General features: G+C 72.6%; 15 protein-coding genes. 6 read left to right on the forward strand and 9 right to left on the reverse strand.

The features are described 5' to 3' along the window. The 8 genes from OG767_RS26965 to OG767_RS27000 form a co-directional block, all read right to left on the reverse strand. Entirely contained in the window at nucleotides 1–1,062 is a 1,062-nt protein-coding gene (locus tag OG767_RS26965) for a glycosyltransferase family 4 protein (RefSeq protein WP_405094322.1), read from the reverse strand. A gap of 267 nt (nucleotides 1,063–1,329) precedes the next feature. Further along, nucleotides 1,330–2,928 (reverse strand): trypsin-like peptidase domain-containing protein, encoded by a 1,599-nt coding sequence (locus OG767_RS26970; protein ID WP_405091042.1) that lies wholly within the window; start codon nucleotides 2,926–2,928, stop codon nucleotides 1,330–1,332. Nucleotides 2,929–2,990: 62 nt separating this feature from the next. After that, complete coding sequence (locus tag OG767_RS26975) at nucleotides 2,991–4,535, reverse strand: sensor histidine kinase (RefSeq protein WP_405091043.1); 1,545 nt, start codon at nucleotides 4,533–4,535, stop codon at nucleotides 2,991–2,993. Continuing rightward, nucleotides 4,532–5,233 (reverse strand): response regulator transcription factor, encoded by a 702-nt coding sequence (locus tag OG767_RS26980; protein ID WP_091068807.1) that lies wholly within the window; start codon nucleotides 5,231–5,233, stop codon nucleotides 4,532–4,534. Before OG767_RS26980 ends, OG767_RS26975 begins: the two co-directional genes overlap by 4 nt. A gap of 64 nt (nucleotides 5,234–5,297) precedes the next feature. Beyond that, the gene (locus OG767_RS26985) at nucleotides 5,298–5,918 is read right to left on the reverse strand and encodes a PadR family transcriptional regulator (protein WP_107160942.1); all 621 of its coding nucleotides are present in this window, start codon (nucleotides 5,916–5,918) and stop codon (nucleotides 5,298–5,300) included. Beyond that, on the reverse strand, nucleotides 5,915–6,754 hold the full coding sequence (locus OG767_RS26990; RefSeq protein ID WP_405091044.1) for a DUF4097 family beta strand repeat-containing protein: 840 nt from the start codon (nucleotides 6,752–6,754) through the stop codon (nucleotides 5,915–5,917). Before OG767_RS26990 ends, OG767_RS26985 begins: the two co-directional genes overlap by 4 nt. A 133-nt stretch (nucleotides 6,755–6,887) precedes the next feature. Then, the gene (locus OG767_RS26995; protein ID WP_405091045.1) at nucleotides 6,888–7,766 is read right to left on the reverse strand and encodes a lysophospholipid acyltransferase family protein; all 879 of its coding nucleotides are present in this window, start codon (nucleotides 7,764–7,766) and stop codon (nucleotides 6,888–6,890) included. Then, entirely contained in the window at nucleotides 7,763–8,542 is a 780-nt protein-coding gene (locus OG767_RS27000) for a GNAT family N-acetyltransferase (protein WP_405091046.1), read from the reverse strand. The genes OG767_RS26995 and OG767_RS27000 overlap by 4 nt, the downstream gene beginning before the upstream one ends. Before the next feature lie 160 nt (nucleotides 8,543–8,702). Here OG767_RS27000 and OG767_RS27005 point away from each other — a divergent pair, with 160 nt between their 5' ends. From OG767_RS27005 to OG767_RS27030, 6 genes are all read left to right on the forward strand, one after another. After that, nucleotides 8,703–9,359 (forward strand): hypothetical protein, encoded by a 657-nt coding sequence (locus tag OG767_RS27005; protein ID WP_405094323.1) that lies wholly within the window; start codon nucleotides 8,703–8,705, stop codon nucleotides 9,357–9,359. A 136-nt stretch (nucleotides 9,360–9,495) separates the two neighbouring features. After that, nucleotides 9,496–10,440, forward strand: coding sequence for an ABC transporter ATP-binding protein (locus OG767_RS27010; protein WP_405091047.1), 945 nt, complete (start codon nucleotides 9,496–9,498; stop codon nucleotides 10,438–10,440). Continuing rightward, nucleotides 10,437–11,264, forward strand: a complete 828-nt coding sequence (locus tag OG767_RS27015) for an ABC transporter permease (protein WP_405091048.1) — start codon at nucleotides 10,437–10,439, stop codon at nucleotides 11,262–11,264. Before OG767_RS27010 ends, OG767_RS27015 begins: the two co-directional genes overlap by 4 nt. A gap of 258 nt (nucleotides 11,265–11,522) precedes the next feature. Continuing rightward, nucleotides 11,523–15,275: a multifunctional oxoglutarate decarboxylase/oxoglutarate dehydrogenase thiamine pyrophosphate-binding subunit/dihydrolipoyllysine-residue succinyltransferase subunit gene (locus tag OG767_RS27020; protein ID WP_405091049.1), complete on the forward strand. Its 3,753-nt coding sequence runs from the start codon at nucleotides 11,523–11,525 to the stop codon at nucleotides 15,273–15,275. A 66-nt stretch (nucleotides 15,276–15,341) separates the two neighbouring features. Beyond that, nucleotides 15,342–15,521, forward strand: a complete 180-nt coding sequence (locus OG767_RS27025) for a DUF6104 family protein (protein ID WP_089009804.1) — start codon at nucleotides 15,342–15,344, stop codon at nucleotides 15,519–15,521. Nucleotides 15,522–15,568: 47 nt separating this feature from the next. After that, nucleotides 15,569–16,273 (forward strand): DUF998 domain-containing protein, encoded by a 705-nt coding sequence (locus OG767_RS27030; RefSeq protein ID WP_405091050.1) that lies wholly within the window; start codon nucleotides 15,569–15,571, stop codon nucleotides 16,271–16,273. A gap of 7 nt (nucleotides 16,274–16,280) precedes the next feature. Here the strand turns inward: OG767_RS27030 and OG767_RS27035 are convergent, their stop codons facing one another. After that, complete coding sequence (locus OG767_RS27035; RefSeq protein ID WP_405091051.1) at nucleotides 16,281–16,955, reverse strand: polysaccharide deacetylase family protein; 675 nt, start codon at nucleotides 16,953–16,955, stop codon at nucleotides 16,281–16,283. Nucleotides 16,956–16,983 lie beyond the last annotated feature (28 nt).

The following is a 16,983-nucleotide window of genomic DNA, read 5'->3' on the forward strand; positions in this document are numbered from 1 at the left end:
TCAACCGGCGACGAGCCGCGCGACCGCCCGAGGGCCGTCGGTCGTCGCCCGCCCGGCCAGGAACCCCCGGTACACCGCCTCGTAGCCGGCGGCCATCCGCTCCACCGAGAAGCTCTCGGCGACGTGCGCGACGCAGTCGGCCGGGTCCAGGTCGGCGACCGCGCGCAGCGCCGCCGGCAACTCGTCGGCGTGGTCGCACACCAGCCCGGTGACCCCGGGACGGACCAGTTCCGGCACCGCGCCCCGGCGCAGCGCCACCACCGGCGTACCGGTCGCCATGGCCTCCACCATCACCATGCCGAACGGCTCCGCCCACTGGATCGGCATGATCAGGCAACGCGCGTCGAGCAGCAGCCGCAGCACCGCCTCGCGCTCGGCGTTCACCACAAGCGTCACGTCCTCGCCCAGCAACGGCTCCACCACCTGCTCCAGGTAGCGGCGCTCGGTCGGTTCGTTGCACTTGCCGGCCAGGGTGAGCGGCAGCCCGGCCGCCCGGCAGGCCCGGATCGCCACGTCGGGGCCCTTGTCCGGGCTGAACCGGGCGAGCCAGAGCACCGGCCCGGCCCCCGGCGCGCGCTTGTGCGGGAAGTCCCGCAGCGACATCGCGTTGTGCACCGTGCCGACCCACGGCAGGCCCGGGTTCGCCCGGCGCTGGGCGTGCGAGATCGCGATCAGGCCGACCCCCCGGTCGGTGTTGCTGAGCACGGTGCCGTACTCGCCCACCGGGTTGCCGTGCACGGTCGCCACGGTCGGCACCCGGCGGCGGCCGGCCACCATCGGGCCGATGGTGCTGTGGTCGTGCACCAGGTCGAAGTCGGCCGGGTCGACCAGGTGGTCGACGTGCGCCAGGTGGGCCAGCTCGGGCAGCGACTCACCCAACCGGTCGAACTGGAGTTCGGCGCAGGTGGAGACGAACTCGGCGGCGGTGCCGTGCTCGGTGCCGGCGCCGAACAGCGTCACCGCGTGCCCGCGGTCGATGAGCGCGTCGACCAGCCCGGCCACCAGCGTCTCCAAGCCGCCGTAGCCGGGTGGCGGCACCGACAGCCACGGCGGGACCACCATCGCGATCCGGAGCGGCCCGGCCCGCGCCCGGTCAGGCGGTGGCTGGTCGACGGCCACGAATCCCTCCCCCGCTGGTCCCCGGCGTACCCGATCGGCGGCGGGTTCCCGACGCGGCACGCGGTAAACGGCGCCCGCGCCCGGACCGATCACCGGGCCGGTGACCGGCTCACCCGGACCGGGTGAGACACGAAGAGGGGCGGTGGGCGACGAAGCCAACCCCCTTGGCTCCGTCGCCCACCGCCCCGGGAGGGAGGTAGGTCTTGCGGACTATGACGTTTCGGCGAGCGTCACGGTTGCCGTCTCGTCGGATCCGTTTCGCTTGAACTGAAGTTCGACCCGGTCGCCGACCTTGCCGGCCTGCACGGCGCCGACCAGGTCGTTGGAATCGTTGATCACCTTGTCGCCGAACTTGGTGATCACGTCACCCCGCTGGATCCCGGCCTTCTCGGCGGCGCTGCCCGGGGTGACCGCGGCGACCATCGCGCCGCCGTCCTCCGCGGCGTTCACGCTGACCCCGAGCGACGGGTGGCTGATCTTCTCGCCGCGCTGGAGCTTCTCGGCCACGTCCTTGGCCTTGTTGCTCGGGATGGCGAAGCCGACACCGATGTTGCCGTTGCTGCCCTGCCCGGCGGTGGCGATCGCGGTGTTGATGCCGATCACCTCGCCCCGGGTGTTGACCAGCGCGCCGCCGGAGTTGCCCGGGTTGATCGGGGCGTCGGTCTGCAACAGGCCGGAGATCGAGCTGGCCCCCTGCTGCGGGGTCTGCTGCTGGCCGCCCTCACCGGCGGAGATGGTGCGGTCGCGGGCGCTGAGGATGCCGGCGGTCACCGAGCCCTGAAGGCCGAGCGGGCTGCCCAGCGCGAGCACCTGGTCACCGACCTGCATGCCGTCGCTGTCGCCGAACTTCGCCGCCTTCAGGTCGCTCACGCCGCTGGCCTTGACCACCGCGAGGTCGGTCTTCGGATCCGTGCCGACGATCTTCGCCGAGGCGTTCTTGCCGTTGGCGAAGACCACCTTCACCGTGTCGCCGCTGGCGGAGGCGACCACGTGGTTGTTGGTCAGCACGAACCCGTCGGCGCTGAGGATCACCCCGGAGCCCTCACCGCTGTCCGTCATGATCGTGACGATGCTGTCCTGCACGGCAGCCGCGATCTTGGGCAGGTCGGCGCTGTTGATCACCGGAGCGGCGGAGTAGGTGCGGGTGACGCCGCCGCCGTCGTCGAGCGCGAGGGCCAACGCGCCGCCGGCCACGCCCGAGCCGAGCATCAGGGCCAGCGCCAACGCGCCGGCGCCGACGAACTTGCCGGCCCGGCTGGGCCGCGCCGGCTGCTGCTGGCCCCACGGCGGGACCGGCTGCCCGGCCTGGTGCGGCTGGTGCGGGGGGTACGGCTGCGCCTGGTACGTCGGAACGGGCCCCCCGGCGTGCGACGACGGGTAGCCGGAGCCGCCCTGCTGCGCCCACCCGCTCTGCTGCGGCGACCCGTACCAGTTCTGCGGTTGCCCCGAGGCGGGGTACGGCGGCGCGGAGGGCTGGGCGTACGGGCTGCCGGACGGCTGGGCGTACGCGCCACCCGGCGCGTACGGGCCGGCCGGCGCGGCGGAGGACGGCGCGTACGGGTTGGTCGACGTGTCGGACGACGGCGCGTACGGGCCGGCCGGCGTGTCGGACGACGGCGCGTACGGGTTGGTCGGCGCGTCGGCGTGGGCGGTGGTTCCGGCGGCCGGGGAGTCGGCCGGAACCGACGCGGCGGCCGGAGTGGAGTCCGATGTCCCGCTCTCGACGCGGGGCAGCTCGGCGGTGTGGTGCGACGGCTGGGCGTCGGCAGGTGCCGGCGACCGCTGCGGCTCGGTCTCGTGGTCGGTCATGACTACAGCTTTCCCCGTGGCACTGTCACCAGCCTGGAATCCGCCTGAATGTTTTCTGTAAGTCACTCGCCCGACTCCGGCGACTCCGGCAGCAGCGGCAGTTTCACCCGGAACGTGGCCCCGCCGCCCGGCGTGGCGACCGCCTCGACGGTGCCGTGGTGCGCCGCCACCAGCGCGGCGACGATGGCCAGGCCGAGGCCGGTGCTGGTCGGCCCGGCGGCCCGCCGGGTCCGGGCGGCGTCCACCCGGTAGAACCGCTCGAAGACCCGCTCGGCCTGCTCCGGGGTCAGACCGGGGCCGGTGTCCGCCACCTCCACCACCGCGACGTTCCCCGCCTCGGCCCGCAGCCGCAGCGTGACCGCGGCGTCCGGCGGGGTGTGGGTGAGCGCGTTGGTCATCAGGTTGCCGATCACCTGCCGCAGCCGGGCGTCGTCGCCGAGCACCACCAGCGGGCCCGCGCCCGGTTCCAGCTCCAGCTCGATCCGCCGTTCCGGGTCGACCACCCGGGCCGCCTCCACCGCGTCCGAGGCCAGCACCGGCAGCTCCACCGGGGCCAACGCGATCGGCCGTTCCCGGTCCATCCGCGCCAGCAGCAGCAGGTCCTCGACCAGCAGCCCCATCCGGGACGCCTCGTCCTCGATGCGGCGCAGCAGGTCGGCGGTCTGCTCCGGGGCCCGGGCCGCGCCCTGCCGGTACAGCTCGGCGAAGCCCCGGATGGTGGTCAGCGGTGTCCGCAGTTCGTGCGACGCGTCCGCGATGAACTGCCGCATCCGCTCCTCGGACCGGCGGGCCCGCGCCTCGGACGCCTGCGCCAGGGCGGCGGCGTCCCGGGCGCCCGTCTCGGCGCTGCGCGCCGCCGCCTCGGAGGCGGCCCGCGCGGTGAACGCGGCCTCGATCTGGGCCAGCATCGTGTTCAACGCCCGGGAGAGCCGACCCAGCTCGGAGGTGGGGCAGGCCCGCCCCTCCTCCGGGTCGGGCACCCGCCGGGTCAGGTCGCCGCCGGCGATGGCCCCCGCGGTCCGCTCGATCTCCACAAGCGGCTTGAGACTGGTACGCACGATGCCCGCGCCCACCGACGCCAGGATGATCAGCACCGCGCCGCCCACCAGCAGGTCTATCCAGAGCAGCTGCCGCACGGAGAGGTCGACGTCGTCAAGGTTCTGCCCGATCGCCCGGTACGAGTCCTCGCTGTCCTGCCGGATCATCATCCGCCACCGGACCTGCCGGTCCGCTCCCTCGACGGTGAACGCCTCCCCGTTGGCGTGCTCCTCGTACCAGCGCTGCTGCTTGATGCCGGCCGGCAGGTCCTGCTCGCTCAGCGCCCGGTCCCGGGCGAACGCCACGCGCTGGTACGTGCTGTTCCACTGGGCCACCATGTAGTCGGTGGGCAGCGTGTTCAGGTTCTCCTGACTGACCGTCACGCCGCGGTCGAGCTGGTCGTTCAGCTCGCCATCGATCCGACCCACCAGGTAGTTGTGCAGGAAGTACGCGGTGGAGACGCTGATCACGAGCAGGGCGCCGGCCACCAGCGCGAGCACGGCGGTGACCAGCTTGAGCCGGAGCGGGATCCCGCGCAGCCAGCCCTTCGCGTCGTGGACGGCGCTCACGCCGCCGGCTTGCGCAGCACGTACCCCACCCCACGCAGCGTGTGGATCAGCCGGGGCTGGGTGTTGTCGACCTTGCGGCGCAGGTAGGAGATGTACGACTCGACGATGTTGTCGTCGCCGCGGAAGTCGTAGTTCCAGACGTGGTCGAGGATCTGCGCCTTGCTGAGCACCCGGTTGGCGTTGAGCATCAGGTAGCGCAGCAGCTTGAACTCGGTCGGCGAGAGCTGCACCCGCTGGCCGGCCCGGTGCACCTCGTGGGTCTCCTCGTCCAGCTCCAGGTCGGCGAACGTGAGCCGGGACGGCGCCTGCTCGCCGGTCGCGGTGCGCCGCAGCACGGCCCGGATGCGGGCGGTCAACTCCTCCAGGCTGAACGGCTTGGTGACGTAGTCGTCGCCGCCCAGCGTCAGCCCGCGGATCTTGTCGTCGGTGGCGTCCCGCGCGGTCAGGAACACCACCGGGGTACGCGTCCCGCCCTCGCGGAGCATCCGGATGACCTCGAAGCCGTCGAGGTCGGGCAGCATCACGTCGAGCACGACCAGGTCGGGCCGGTGGTCCTTGGCGGCGTGCAGCGCCGCGCTGCCGCTGGTCGCGGTCGCCACGTCGAAGCCCGCGAAGCGCAGGCTCGCGGAGAGCAGTTCGAGGATGTTGGGATCGTCCTCGACGACGAGCAGTCGAGCCTCGGTCTGGGTAGCCGCCATGGCCCCCATCATCCGTGCTCCGGCTGCGGTCGCGCTGGGTGGTGGCTGGAAACAACCTGTGAGCTCAGCGGAGCAGTCGCCGCAGCCCGTCGAGCGCGCCGTCGAGCAGCCGGATCGCGGTCCGGAGCTGGTTGTCGCTGAGCCGCCCGGCCCGCACCAACGCGCCGACCTCGACGGTGAACGCGGCCAGCCGCTCGTCGAACTCGACGAGCAGCGGCGCCTCCGCCGGTCGGGCCGCGCCGTCGTGGTCACCGGGCCGGGTGGCCGGTGGCGGCGTCCAGCGGCCCTGCCGGGTCTGCCGGGTCACCTCGCGCAGCTCCCGCTTCAGGTCGCGCACCGAGCCGCGTACCTCGGTGCGGATCTCACCGGCCAGCGCGGAGAGGTCCTCGACGGAGGCGCTGATGTCGGCCTCCAGCGTGGCCAGCTCGTCGGCGCGTTGGCGCAACTCGGCGCGGCCCGCCTCGGTGATCTCGTAGACCTTGCGCCCGCCCACCGCGGTGTGCGTGACCAACTCCTCCACCTCCAGCCGTTGCAGGCGGGGGTAGATGGTGCCGGCGCTGGGCGCGTACAGGCCGAGGAACCGCTCCTCCAACAGGCGGATCAGCTCGTAGCCGTGCTTCGGCCCGTCGTCGAGGAGCTTGAGCAGGTAGAGCCGGAGCCGCCCGTGGGTGAACACGGCGGTCACGGCAGGTCCTCCACGTCGTCGGCGTCCGCGACCGGGCGGGCCAGCAGCGCGATGCTGCCGGACGTCGCGGACGCCCAGAGCTTACCCGCGCCCCCGCCCAGCACGCCGTGGCTGTCCTTGACCGCGCCGAACCCGTGCTGGCCGCCGCAGATCTGCGGAAAGCCGCTGGTGATCCGGCCGGAGGTGGTGTGCAGGTGCACGCTGAGGTCGCTGTCCTCGCGGACCCGGACGGTGATGCTGCCGGAGATGGCGCTGAGCCGGATCTCGCTGCCCCGTGGGTTGTCCAGGTCGCAGGTGATCGAGCCGGAGACCGCGTGGGCCCGCACCCGTTCGGGCGCGCTGTCGGCCAGGATCAGCTCCCCGGAGACCGTCTCCAGGTTGAGGTCGCCGCCGATGCCGAGCGCCTCCACCGGGCCGGAAACCACCTTGGCGGTGGTGCGTCCGCGCAGCCCCATCAGGGTGACCTGGCCCGAGGTGACGTCGACCCGGGTCTCCCGGCGCAGCCCGGAGGCGACCAGCGCGCCGTCGATCAGGTGCAGGTCGGCGAGCGCCTGGGCGGGCACGGCGACCGACACCTCGGCGCGGAACCGGCGGCGGAGCTGACCGAGCCACCAGAGCACCCCCGGCCAGCGGGGTGTCCGCTCGTGCCGGACGGTCAGCCGACCGTCGCGCAGCTCGACCACGATCGGCCGGCGGCTGATCCGGGTGACGTCGACCCGGGCCGGGCCGTCGGTGGCGACCACGTTGAGCCGGCCGCTGACCAGCCGCACGTCCAGCCGGGTGACCGGCTCGTCGAGCGTGAGCCGGCGCGGGCTGTCGACCGTCCAACTGGCCATGGCATCCTCCCCTCGCCGACGTGCCGGACGACACGTCGAGTGACGGGAGAAGCATAACGCGATACATCGCGACTGAACAAGACTGTGTCGCGTCCCCGACCCCGCCCCCAGTCCGCCTGGCGGTGCGGGACGTTCAGGCGGCCAGATCGACCAGGGCCGGGACCGGGGACACCAACGGGACCGGGGAGCGTCGGGGCGGGGCCGGGTGGATCGCGGCCTCGGCGGCGCGGGCCAGCAGCCGCCGGTCCGCCCCGTCGGCCGGGTGCAGCGCGGCGGCCACGGTCACCGACACGTTCAGGTCCCGGGCCGCCAGCACCCGCCGCAGCGACGCCCAGAGCGTCTCCGCGCCGAGGAAGGCGGGCAGCGTGCTCGCGTCACCGGCGTGCCGGTAGCCGATGCCCAGTGGCACCACCGGCGCCCCGGCCACCACCGCGGCCTCGAACATCGCCGGCCGGAAACCGCGCGTCGGGCGGCAGCCGGACCCCGCGCCGCACCAGGTGGTGCCCTCCGGGAACACCACCACCGGATGCCCGGCGCGCAGCGCGTCGGCCACCCCGGCGACGGTGACCGGCAACGCGCGCGGCCGGGACCGGTCCACGAAGATCGTGCCGGCCGCCGCGGCCAGCGCGCCCAGCACCGGCCAGCGTCGCACCTCCCGCTTGGCCAGCATCCGGGCCGGCGACACCGCGAGCACGGCGAGGATGTCCAACCAGGAGACGTGGTTGGCGACCAGCAGGGCGCGGCGGCGCGGCGGCCGGCCCCGGACCACCAGCCGCACCCCGAGGGCGCGCAGCGTCGTCCGGGCCCAGGCGCGCAGCGCGGCCCGCCGGTCGGCCGCCGGCAGCAGCGGCAGCAGCGCGGCGAGGCCGGCCCCGACCACGAGCATGCCGAGTACGCCGAACAGCCGGCCGACCCGCCGCGGCGCGGAGACGTCCGGGGCGGTGGCGTGGGGCAGGCACCGCGGTCCGCAGCCGGACGTGGGGCGCCACAGGTCCTCGCCGAGCGGGGTCACGACGCCACCTCGCCGAGGAAGTGCCGCAGGTGACGCGGGTTCATCCGGTCCAGCGAGAAGAGCACGTAGAAGTCGGCGCAGCCGAAGTCCGGGTCGTACGCCGGCTCGCCGCCGACCCACGCGCCGAGCCGCAGGTAGCCGCGGAGCAGCGGCGGGACCAGCGCCCGGCGCTCGGCCGGGGTGAGCGCCGCCGGTGCGGGTGCGGCCGGCGACTCGGCGAACCAGGGCCGGCGCGGGGTCACCCGCAGCGGCGGCGGGGCGAGGTGCCGCTCGGTGACCTGCGCCCACACCTCGGCGGCGGCGGTCCCACCGTCGGCGACCGGCACCGAGGCGCAGCCGCCCAGCCAGCGGGAGCCGCGCAGGTGCAGGTAGCGGCAGATGCCGGCCCACATCAGGTTGATCACGGCGCCGGTGCGGTGGTCGGGATGCACGCAGGAGCGGCCCGCCTCGACCAGGTCGTCGCGCAGCGGGGCCAGTGGGGTCAGGTCGAACTCGCCGTCGGCGTACCGGCGGTCGGTGCGGCCGGGCGGCAGCAGGCGGTAGGTGCCGACCACCTCGCCGGTGTCCTCGCGCAGCACCACCAGGTGGTCGCAGTGGGCGTCGAACCCGTCGGTGTCGAGCCCGGCCGCGTCGGGCGGCAGGGTGGCGCCGAGTTCGCCGGCGAACACCTCGTGGCGCAGCCGTTGCGCGGCTGCGACCACTGTCGGGTCGTCGGCGATCAGCAGGGTGTAACCGCTGGTCGTGATGGGTGCGCCAGCGGCGTGCAGAACAGCCATGGGTCCTGTGTAGGGGCCGCGGGTTGCCGGACCCGGGGGGACGGATGTCGATCCGGTGAACGCCGGTCGGCGGCGGCGTGCGGACCCGGGCCGGCGGGTGTGCGAGGCTGCCGGGCGACCACCGGCGACGACGCCGGCGGACCATCATCCGGAGGTGCACGTGCTGGTCGAGGCCCGCTTCCACGGCCCGGACGGTTCCGGCAACGGCGGCTGGAGCGCCGGGATCTTCGCCGCGCTGATCGACGACCGGGGGCCGGTGCAGGTCACCCTGCGCCGGCCGCCGCCGCTGGACACGCCGCTGACCGCCGCCGACGGCGGCATCCACGACCCGGCGGGCCGGCTGGTCGCCGAGGTACGCCGGGTCGAGCCGGTGGACGCGGTGGTGCCGCCGGTGGACCCGGCCACCGCCGAGGCCGCCGCGCGGGCGTACCCCGGTCTGGTGGACCACCCGTTTCCCCGCTGCTACGTCTGCGGCCCGGACCACCCGGACGGCCTGCGGATCTTTCCCGGCCGGCTGCCGGACGGGCGGACCGCCGCGCCGTTCCGCGCACCGGCCGACGTGGTGCCCGCGACGGTCTGGGCGGCGCTTGACTGCCCGGGCGGCTGGGCGGTGCTCTCCGCCGGCCGCCCGTACGTGCTGGGCCGGATCGCCGCGCAGGTCACCGCGCTGCCCCGGCCCGGCGACGCGTGCGTGGTGACCGGGCTCGCGGTCGGCGGCGAGGGGCGGAAGGCCGAGGTGCACTCCAGCCTGTACGGTCCGGACGGCGCGCTGCTCGGCCGGGCGCGTGCCACCTGGATCGCGCTCCCGGCCGGCTGATCTCCTCCCTGAGGAGGACGGCGCGTACACATCCCGCCTGATTGACCCGGTTGCACCGGGTTGGAAGGCTGAGCGGGGCGCCTCCGCAACGGCGTCCCACCGGCGTGCGTCCAGCGCGCCGGGGCAGGAGAGGAGAATGATGTCCGACGGGCAGCCACGCCCCAGTGCCGCGACCGGCCAGATCATCGTGTCCGGCTTGACCAAGCAATACAAGAACGTCCGCGCGGTCGACAATCTGTCGTTCACGGTCGAGCCGGGTCGGGTCACCGGCTTCCTCGGCCCGAACGGCGCCGGTAAGACGACCACGCTGCGCATGTTGCTCAACCTGGTCACGCCGACCGCCGGCACGGCCACCATCGGCGGCCACCGGTACGCCGACCTGACCGACCCGCTGCGTACGGTCGGCGCGGTGCTGGAGGCGTCCAGCGCGCACAAGGGCCGCACCGGCATCAACCACCTGCGGGTGATCTGCGCGGCGGCCGGCCTGCCGAAGTCGCGGGCGGACGAGGCGTTGGCCCTGGTCGGGCTCTCTCCGGCGGCGAAGCGCAAGTTCAAGGGCTACTCGCTGGGCATGAAGCAGCGGCTCGGGATCGCCGCCGCGATGCTCGGCAACCCGCAGGTGCTGATCCTGGACGAGCCGGCCAACGGCCTGGACCCGGAGGGCATCCGCTGGATGCGGGGCTTCCTCAAGGGCCTGGCCGCCGAGGGCCGGACGGTGCTGGTCTCCAGCCACCTGCTCTCCGAGATGCAGCTCCTCGCCGACGACGTGGTGATCATCGCGGCCGGCAAGCTGGTCCGGCAGGGCCCGGTCGAGCAGGTGATGGGCTCGATGACGCACGGCGCTGCCCGGGTGCGGGTGCGCACCCCGCAGGCGGACGAGCTGACCGCCGCGCTGCGCGAGCAGTCCGCCACGGTCGAGGCCGACCCGCACGGCGCGCTGCTGGTCAGCGGCGTGGACGCGCCGACCGTGGGCCGGATCGCGCTGGCCGCGAAGGTGGAGCTGCACGAGCTGACCACCGAACGTCCCGACCTCGAAGGGGTCTTCCTGGAGCTGACGGCCGGAAAGGCGGAGATCCGATGACGCTGGTCCGATCCGAACTGCTCAAGATCCGTACCACCAGCACCTGGTGGATCTTCGGGCTGATCACCCTCCCGCTGTGGGGGCTCGCGCTGTTCTTCAACTATCTCCAGACCGACGCCTTGACCAGCGGAAACTTTGGCGAGACCGCCGGTGAGCAGGCCGACCAGCTCCAGGCCGCCGGGGCGGCGGACAACCTGGCCGCCAACCTCTACACGAACGGCCAGTTCTTCGGGCTGCTCATCGTGATGCTGCTCGGCATCGTGGTGGTGACCAGCGAGTTCTTCCACCAGACGGTGACCACCACGTTCCTCACCGCGCCGCACCGCACTGCGGTGATGCTGGCGAAGCTGGCCGCCGCCGGCGTGCTGGCACTGCTGTTCTGGGTCGTCACCACGGCGCTCAACCTGATCTTCGCGCCGTTGATCCTGAACGCGGTGGACGTCGACTCGCAGCTCGGCAGCGGCGTGGTCTGGCGCGCGATCGCGCTCAACGGGCTGGCCTACCTGCTCTGGTCCGTGCTCGGCGTCGGGCTCGGCGTGCTGATCCGCAGCCAGATCGGCGCGACAGTGACCGGCATCCTGCTCTACCTGGGCGGCACCATCGGCGCGGCGATCGCGATCGGTCTGCTGGCGGAACGGTTCGGCGACTGGATCAGCAAGCTCCAGCTTCTGGTGCCGTCGCTGGCGTCCAGCCTGATGGTGGGCGGCGACACGGACATCCCGGGCAACCCGCCGCAGTGGGCGGGCGCGGCGGTGCTGATCGGGTACGCGGTGGTGACCGGCGTGATCGGCGTGCTGACCATCCGGCGGCGCGACATCTCCTGACCCGTCGTTCGGATTCGGCCTCGGCCGGTGACCCCGTGTCACCGGCCGGGGCCGTCGTCGTCTAGCAGGAGTCGGGACGACACGCAGCGTTTGCCGAACTTCTGGCATCTTCTGTGAAACGGGCCACCAGCCGGAGGCGAGAATGCCGGTGGCAATCGCACGGCGTAGCCTGGGATCCGTCCCCTGTGCGCCGGAGTGCCGGGCACGGGGCCCCACCGCGTGACATTCACAACCGCGTGAAAGAGGCGATTAGCGGCCGTGTCGACCCAGCAGACATCGCAGGAGAACCCACTGGCGGGTTTCGGCCCGAACGAGTGGATCGTCGAGGAGATGTACCAGCGCTACCTCGCCGACCCGTCGAGCGTCGACTCGGCCTGGCACGACTTCTTCGCCGACTACCGGCCGGCGCCGGGCGCGGCGACCCCGCGCCCGGACGGCCAGGCCAAGCCCGCGGCCAAGCCGGCCGCCCGGCCGGAGCCCGCCGAGCAGCAGGAGGCCGTCGCCACGGTCACCGAGCAGCCGGCCCCCGCCAAGGCCGCGCCCGCCAAGCCGGCCGAGAAGCCCGCCGCCAAGCCGGCGGCGAAGACGCCCGAGCCGGCCCCGGCGAAGAAGGCCGCCCCGGCGAAGCCGGCCGCCGCCAAGGCGCCGGCCGCGAGCACCGCCGGCACCACCCCGTTGCGGGGCGTCGCCGCCAAGATCGTCCAGAACATGGACGCGTCGCTCGCCGTCCCGACCGCCACCAGCGTGCGCGCGGTCCCGGCGAAGCTGGTCGTCGACAACCGCATCGTGATCAACAACCACCTGGCCCGTGGCCGCGGTGGCAAGGTCAGCTTCACCCACCTCATCGGGTACGCGATGGTCCGGGCGCTGATCGAGCACCCGGAGATGAACAACTCCTTCGTCGAGGTCGACGGCAAGCCGGCGATGCTCCGGCCGGAGCACGTCAACCTGGGCATCGCCATCGACCTGGCCAAGCCGGACGGCTCCCGCAACCTGGTGGTGCCGTCCATCAAGGGCTGCGAGCAGATGGACTTCCGGCAGTTCTGGCAGGCGTACGAGGACGTGGTCCGGCGCGCCCGCCGCAACGAGCTGACCATGGAGGACTACTCCGGCACCACCATCTCGCTGACCAACCCGGGCGGCATCGGCACGGTGCACTCGATCCCGCGCCTGATGCAGGGGCAGAGCGCCATCATCGGCGTCGGCGCGATGGAGTACCCGGCCCCGTACCAGGGCATGAGCGAGGCCACCCTGGCCGACCTGGCGGTCAGCAAGGTCATCACGCTGACCAGCACGTACGACCACCGGATCATCCAGGGCGCGCAGTCCGGCGAGTTCCTCAAGGTGATGCACGAGCTGCTGCTCGGCGAGCGCGGCTTCTACGACGAGATCTTCACCTCGCTGCGCATCCCGTACGAGCCGGTGCGCTGGATGCGCGACGTGGCCGTCGACAGCGAAGGCCAGATCAACAAGACCGCGCGGGTGCACGAGCTGATCCACGCGTACCGGGTGCGCGGTCACCTGATGGCCGACACCGACCCGCTCGAGTTCAAGATCCGCAAGCACCCGGACCTGGACGTGCTCCAGCACGGGCTCACGCTGTGGGACCTGGACCGCGTCTTCCCGGTCAACGGCTTCGCCGGCAAGCAGCGGATGAAGCTGCGGTCGATCCTCGGCGTGCTGCGGGACTCCTACTGCCGCCGGGTCGGCATCGAGTACATGCACATCCAGGACCCGGAGGAGCGGCGCTGGATCCAGGAGCGGGTCGAGCGCAAGTACGAGAAGCCCAGCTCCGACGAGCAGAAACACGTGCTCAACCGGCTCAACGCGGCCGAGGCGTTCGAGACGTTCCTCCAGACGAAGTACGTCGGCCAGAAGCGCTTCTCGCTGGAGGGCGGCGAGTCGCTGATCCCGCTGCTCGGTGAGGTGCTGGAGTCCTCCGCCGAGGCCGGGCTGGACGAGGTCGTCATCGGCATGGCCCACCGCGGCCGGCTCAACGTGCTGGCCAACATCGTCGGCAAGCCGTACGAGAAGATCTTCTCCGAGTTCGAGGGGCACCTCGACCCGCGGTCCACGCAGGGCTCCGGCGACGTGAAGTACCACCTCGGCCAGAACGGCAAGTTCACCACCCCGGACGGCGACCACGCGGTCAAGGTGTCGGTGGTGGCGAACCCGTCGCACCTGGAGGCCGTCGACCCGGTGCTGGAGGGCATCGTCCGGGCCAAGCAGGACCGGATCGACCTCAAGCTGGAGGGGTACACCGTGCTGCCGCTGGCGGTGCACGGTGACGCCGCCTTCGCCGGCCAGGGCGTGGTCGCCGAGACGCTCAACCTGTCCCAGCTGCGCGGCTACCGCACCGGCGGCACCGTGCACGTGGTGGTCAACAACCAGGTCGGCTTCACCACCGCCCCGGAGTACAGCCGGTCCAGCCTCTACAGCACCGACGTGGCCCGGATGATCCAGGCGCCGATCTTCCACGTCAACGGCGACGACCCCGAGGCCGTGGTCCGGGTCGCCCGGCTGGCCTTCGAGTACCGGCAGGCGTTCAACAAGGACGTCGTGATCGACCTGGTCTGCTACCGCCGGCGCGGGCACAACGAGGGCGACGACCCGTCAATGTCCAACCCGCAGATGTACAAGATCATTGACTCGAAGCGGTCGGTCCGGAAGCTCTACACCGAGGAGCTGATCGGGCGCGGTGACATCACCGTGGAGGACGCCGAGGAGCTGCTGCGGGACTACCAGGCGCAGCTCGAACGCGTCTTCAAGGCCACCCGGGACGCGGCCACCACGCCGCGCCAGCTCAGCCGCCCGAAGCGGGAGGAGGAGCCGGAGCCGCAGGTCGACACCGCGACCGACGCCTCCGTGGTCAAGGCGATCGGCGAGGCGCACGTCAACCTGCCGGAGGGCTTCACCCCGCACAAGCGCATCCAGCAGCTCCTGGAGCGGCGCCGGAAGATGTCCGTCGAGGGCAACATCGACTGGGGCTTCGGCGAGATCATCGCGTTCGGCGCGCTGCTGCACGACGGCGTCACCGTCCGGCTCGCGGGGCAGGACTCGCGTCGCGGCACGTTCGTCCAGCGGCACGCCTCGGTGGTCGACGCCCGCACCGGCGACGACTACCTGCCGCTGAAGACGTTCACCGCCGACGGCGAGCGGTCCCGCTTCTTCGTGCACGACTCGCTGCTCTCCGAGTACGCCGCGATGGGCTTCGAGTACGGCTACTCGGTGGAGAACGTCAACGCGCTGGTGGCCTGGGAGGCCCAGTTCGGTGACTTCGTCAACGGCGCCCAGTCGGTGATCGACGAGTTCATCTCCTCCGGCGAGGTGAAGTGGGGCCAGCGCTCCGCGGTCACCCTGCTGCTGCCGCACGGCCACGAGGGCCAGGGGCCGGACCACACCTCCGGCCGCCCGGAGCGCTTCCTCCAGCTCTGCGCCGAGGACAACATGCGGGTGGCCATCCCGACCACCCCGGCGAGCTACTTCCACCTGCTGCGCCGGCAGGCGCTGTCGCCCAAGCGCAAGCCGCTTGTGGTGTTCACGCCGAAGTCGCTGCTGCGGCACAAGCTCTGCGTGTCGCCGGTGGAGGACTTCACCACCGGCACGTTCCAGCCCGTGCTGGCCGACACCGCCGCCCCGGCGCCGGAGCAGGTCAAGCGCGTGCTGCTCTGCTCGGGCAAGGTCTACTACGACCTGTTCCAGGCCCGGCAGGAGCGCGGCGTCACCGACACCGTGATCCTCCGGATGGAGCAGCTCTACCCGCTGCCGGTCGAGGAGGTCCGGGCCGCGCTGGCGCAGTACCCGAACGCGGAGGACTTCGCCTGGGTCCAGGAGGAGCCGGCCAACCAGGGCGCCTGGTCGTTCGTGGCGCTCAACCTGCTGGAGCACCTGCCCGAGGTCCGGCTGCGCCGCATCTCCCGGCCGTCCGCCGCCGCCCCGGCGGTCGGCTCGGCGAAGATGCACGAGGTCGAGCAGAACGCGCTGATCGAGGCGGCCCTGCCCCGCCCGTGACACCCCACCGCACGCGGCCCGTCCCTCCACCGGGGCGGGCCGCTGCCGTACGACGAGAGGACGACCGTGTACTTCACCGACCGTGGCATCGAGGAGCTGGTCGAGCGTCGGGGCGACGAGCAGGTCAGCCTGGAGTGGCTGGGCGAGCGCCTGCGCGACTTCGTCGACCTGAACCCGGAGTTCGAGACGCCGATCGAGCGGTTCGCCACCTGGCTGGCCCGCCTGGACGACGAGGATGACGAGTGACTGTTCGCATTTGACTAGTTCCGCTGCGTGACGTCCACTGTTGAGGTATGGACCCCGGGAACCGCAAGCCACCGCAGGACGCGGTGACCGTACGCCACCTGCGCCTCGGCATCGGATCGGTGGGCCTCGCGCTGCCGGTCGTGTTGGTGGTCGGCCACGTCGCCGTCACCCGACGCCTCACCCTGCTGGACTCGCTCAGCGGGTACTACCACTCCGAGATGCGGGACGTCTTCGTCGGCGCGATGTGCGCCGTCGGCGTCTTCCTGATCAGCTACCGGTACCGCCGGCCGGAGGACCTACTGGGCACCGGGGCCGGCGTACTGGCGATCGTGGTGGCCCTCTTCCCCACCGCGACGGGCGTGCCGGCCGCCACTGTCGACGGCGTCGACCGGACGGCCGGCGTGGTGCACCAGGTAGCCGCCGCCGGGCTCTTCGCCCTGCTCGCGGTCTTCTGCCTGGTCCTCTTCGTCCGCCCGGACCGGGCCGGGGTGCCGCCCCGGCGTGCGGCGCAGGTCTTCTACCGGGCCTGCGGCGGGCTCATCCTGCTCGCCATCGCGCTCGCGCTGGCCAGCACGCGCCTCCCGGCCGACGTCCGGCACACGCTCAAGCCGGTGCTGTGGTGCGAGACGCTCGCCGTCTTCGCCTTCGGCGCGGCCTGGGTGGCGAAGAGCGACGCGCTGCTGCTCGCCGCCGAGCCGGCCGGCGGGCCCGACGTCCCCGAGCCCGAGCCCCGGACGACCACGCCGGCGTGACCGACGGTCAGGCGGCGGTCCGTCGCGCCGTCGCGTCGAGATTTCCGGTACGCCGCAGCTTCTGCCAGCCCAGCCGGCCACCGGTCAACGCGGTGACCACGGACTGGATCAGCACCAGGTACATCAACTGCCGGTAGACGAACTGCTGCAACGGCAGCACCCACAGCACGCCGAGCTTCTCCCGGTCCAGCCGGAACGCCACCACCGCGGTCACGAACTGCACCGCGAGCATCGCCAGCCAGGCCGCCACGGTCTCGGTCCGGTCCAGGAAGACCAAACCGTTGGCCAGCATCGCGTCGACGGCGGGCTTCTCCCAGTCCCGGCTGTCGACGTCGTTCACCACGGTCAGGTAGCCCAGTTCGCCGGCCTGCCGCAGCATCGGCCAGTCGCGGTCGGTGTAGGCGTCCGCGCTCGACGAGTACGGGAAACGCAGCAGCGAGGTCCGGACGCCTGTGGTGCTGGCGATGGCGAGCTGGGCCTGCGCGTACTCCAGCTCGCGCCGCCAGCCGGGCAGGACGGCCAGGTCGGGATGGGTGAACGTGTGCACGCCCAGTTCGTGCCCCTCGGCCACCATCCGGCGAGCCAGCGCGGGGTTCCGGACGACCTGCGTGCCGATGACGAAGAAGGTGGCCTTCACCTGGTACTTGTCCAGGACGCGCAGCACCTCCGGCGTCCACCCCACGCGATCTTGCAGTTGCCGCCCCGGCAAA

Origin of the sequence: Micromonospora sp. NBC_01392 (genome assembly GCF_045040125.1) — a bacterium.
Classification (GTDB): Bacteria; Actinomycetota; Actinomycetes; order Mycobacteriales; family Micromonosporaceae; genus Micromonospora.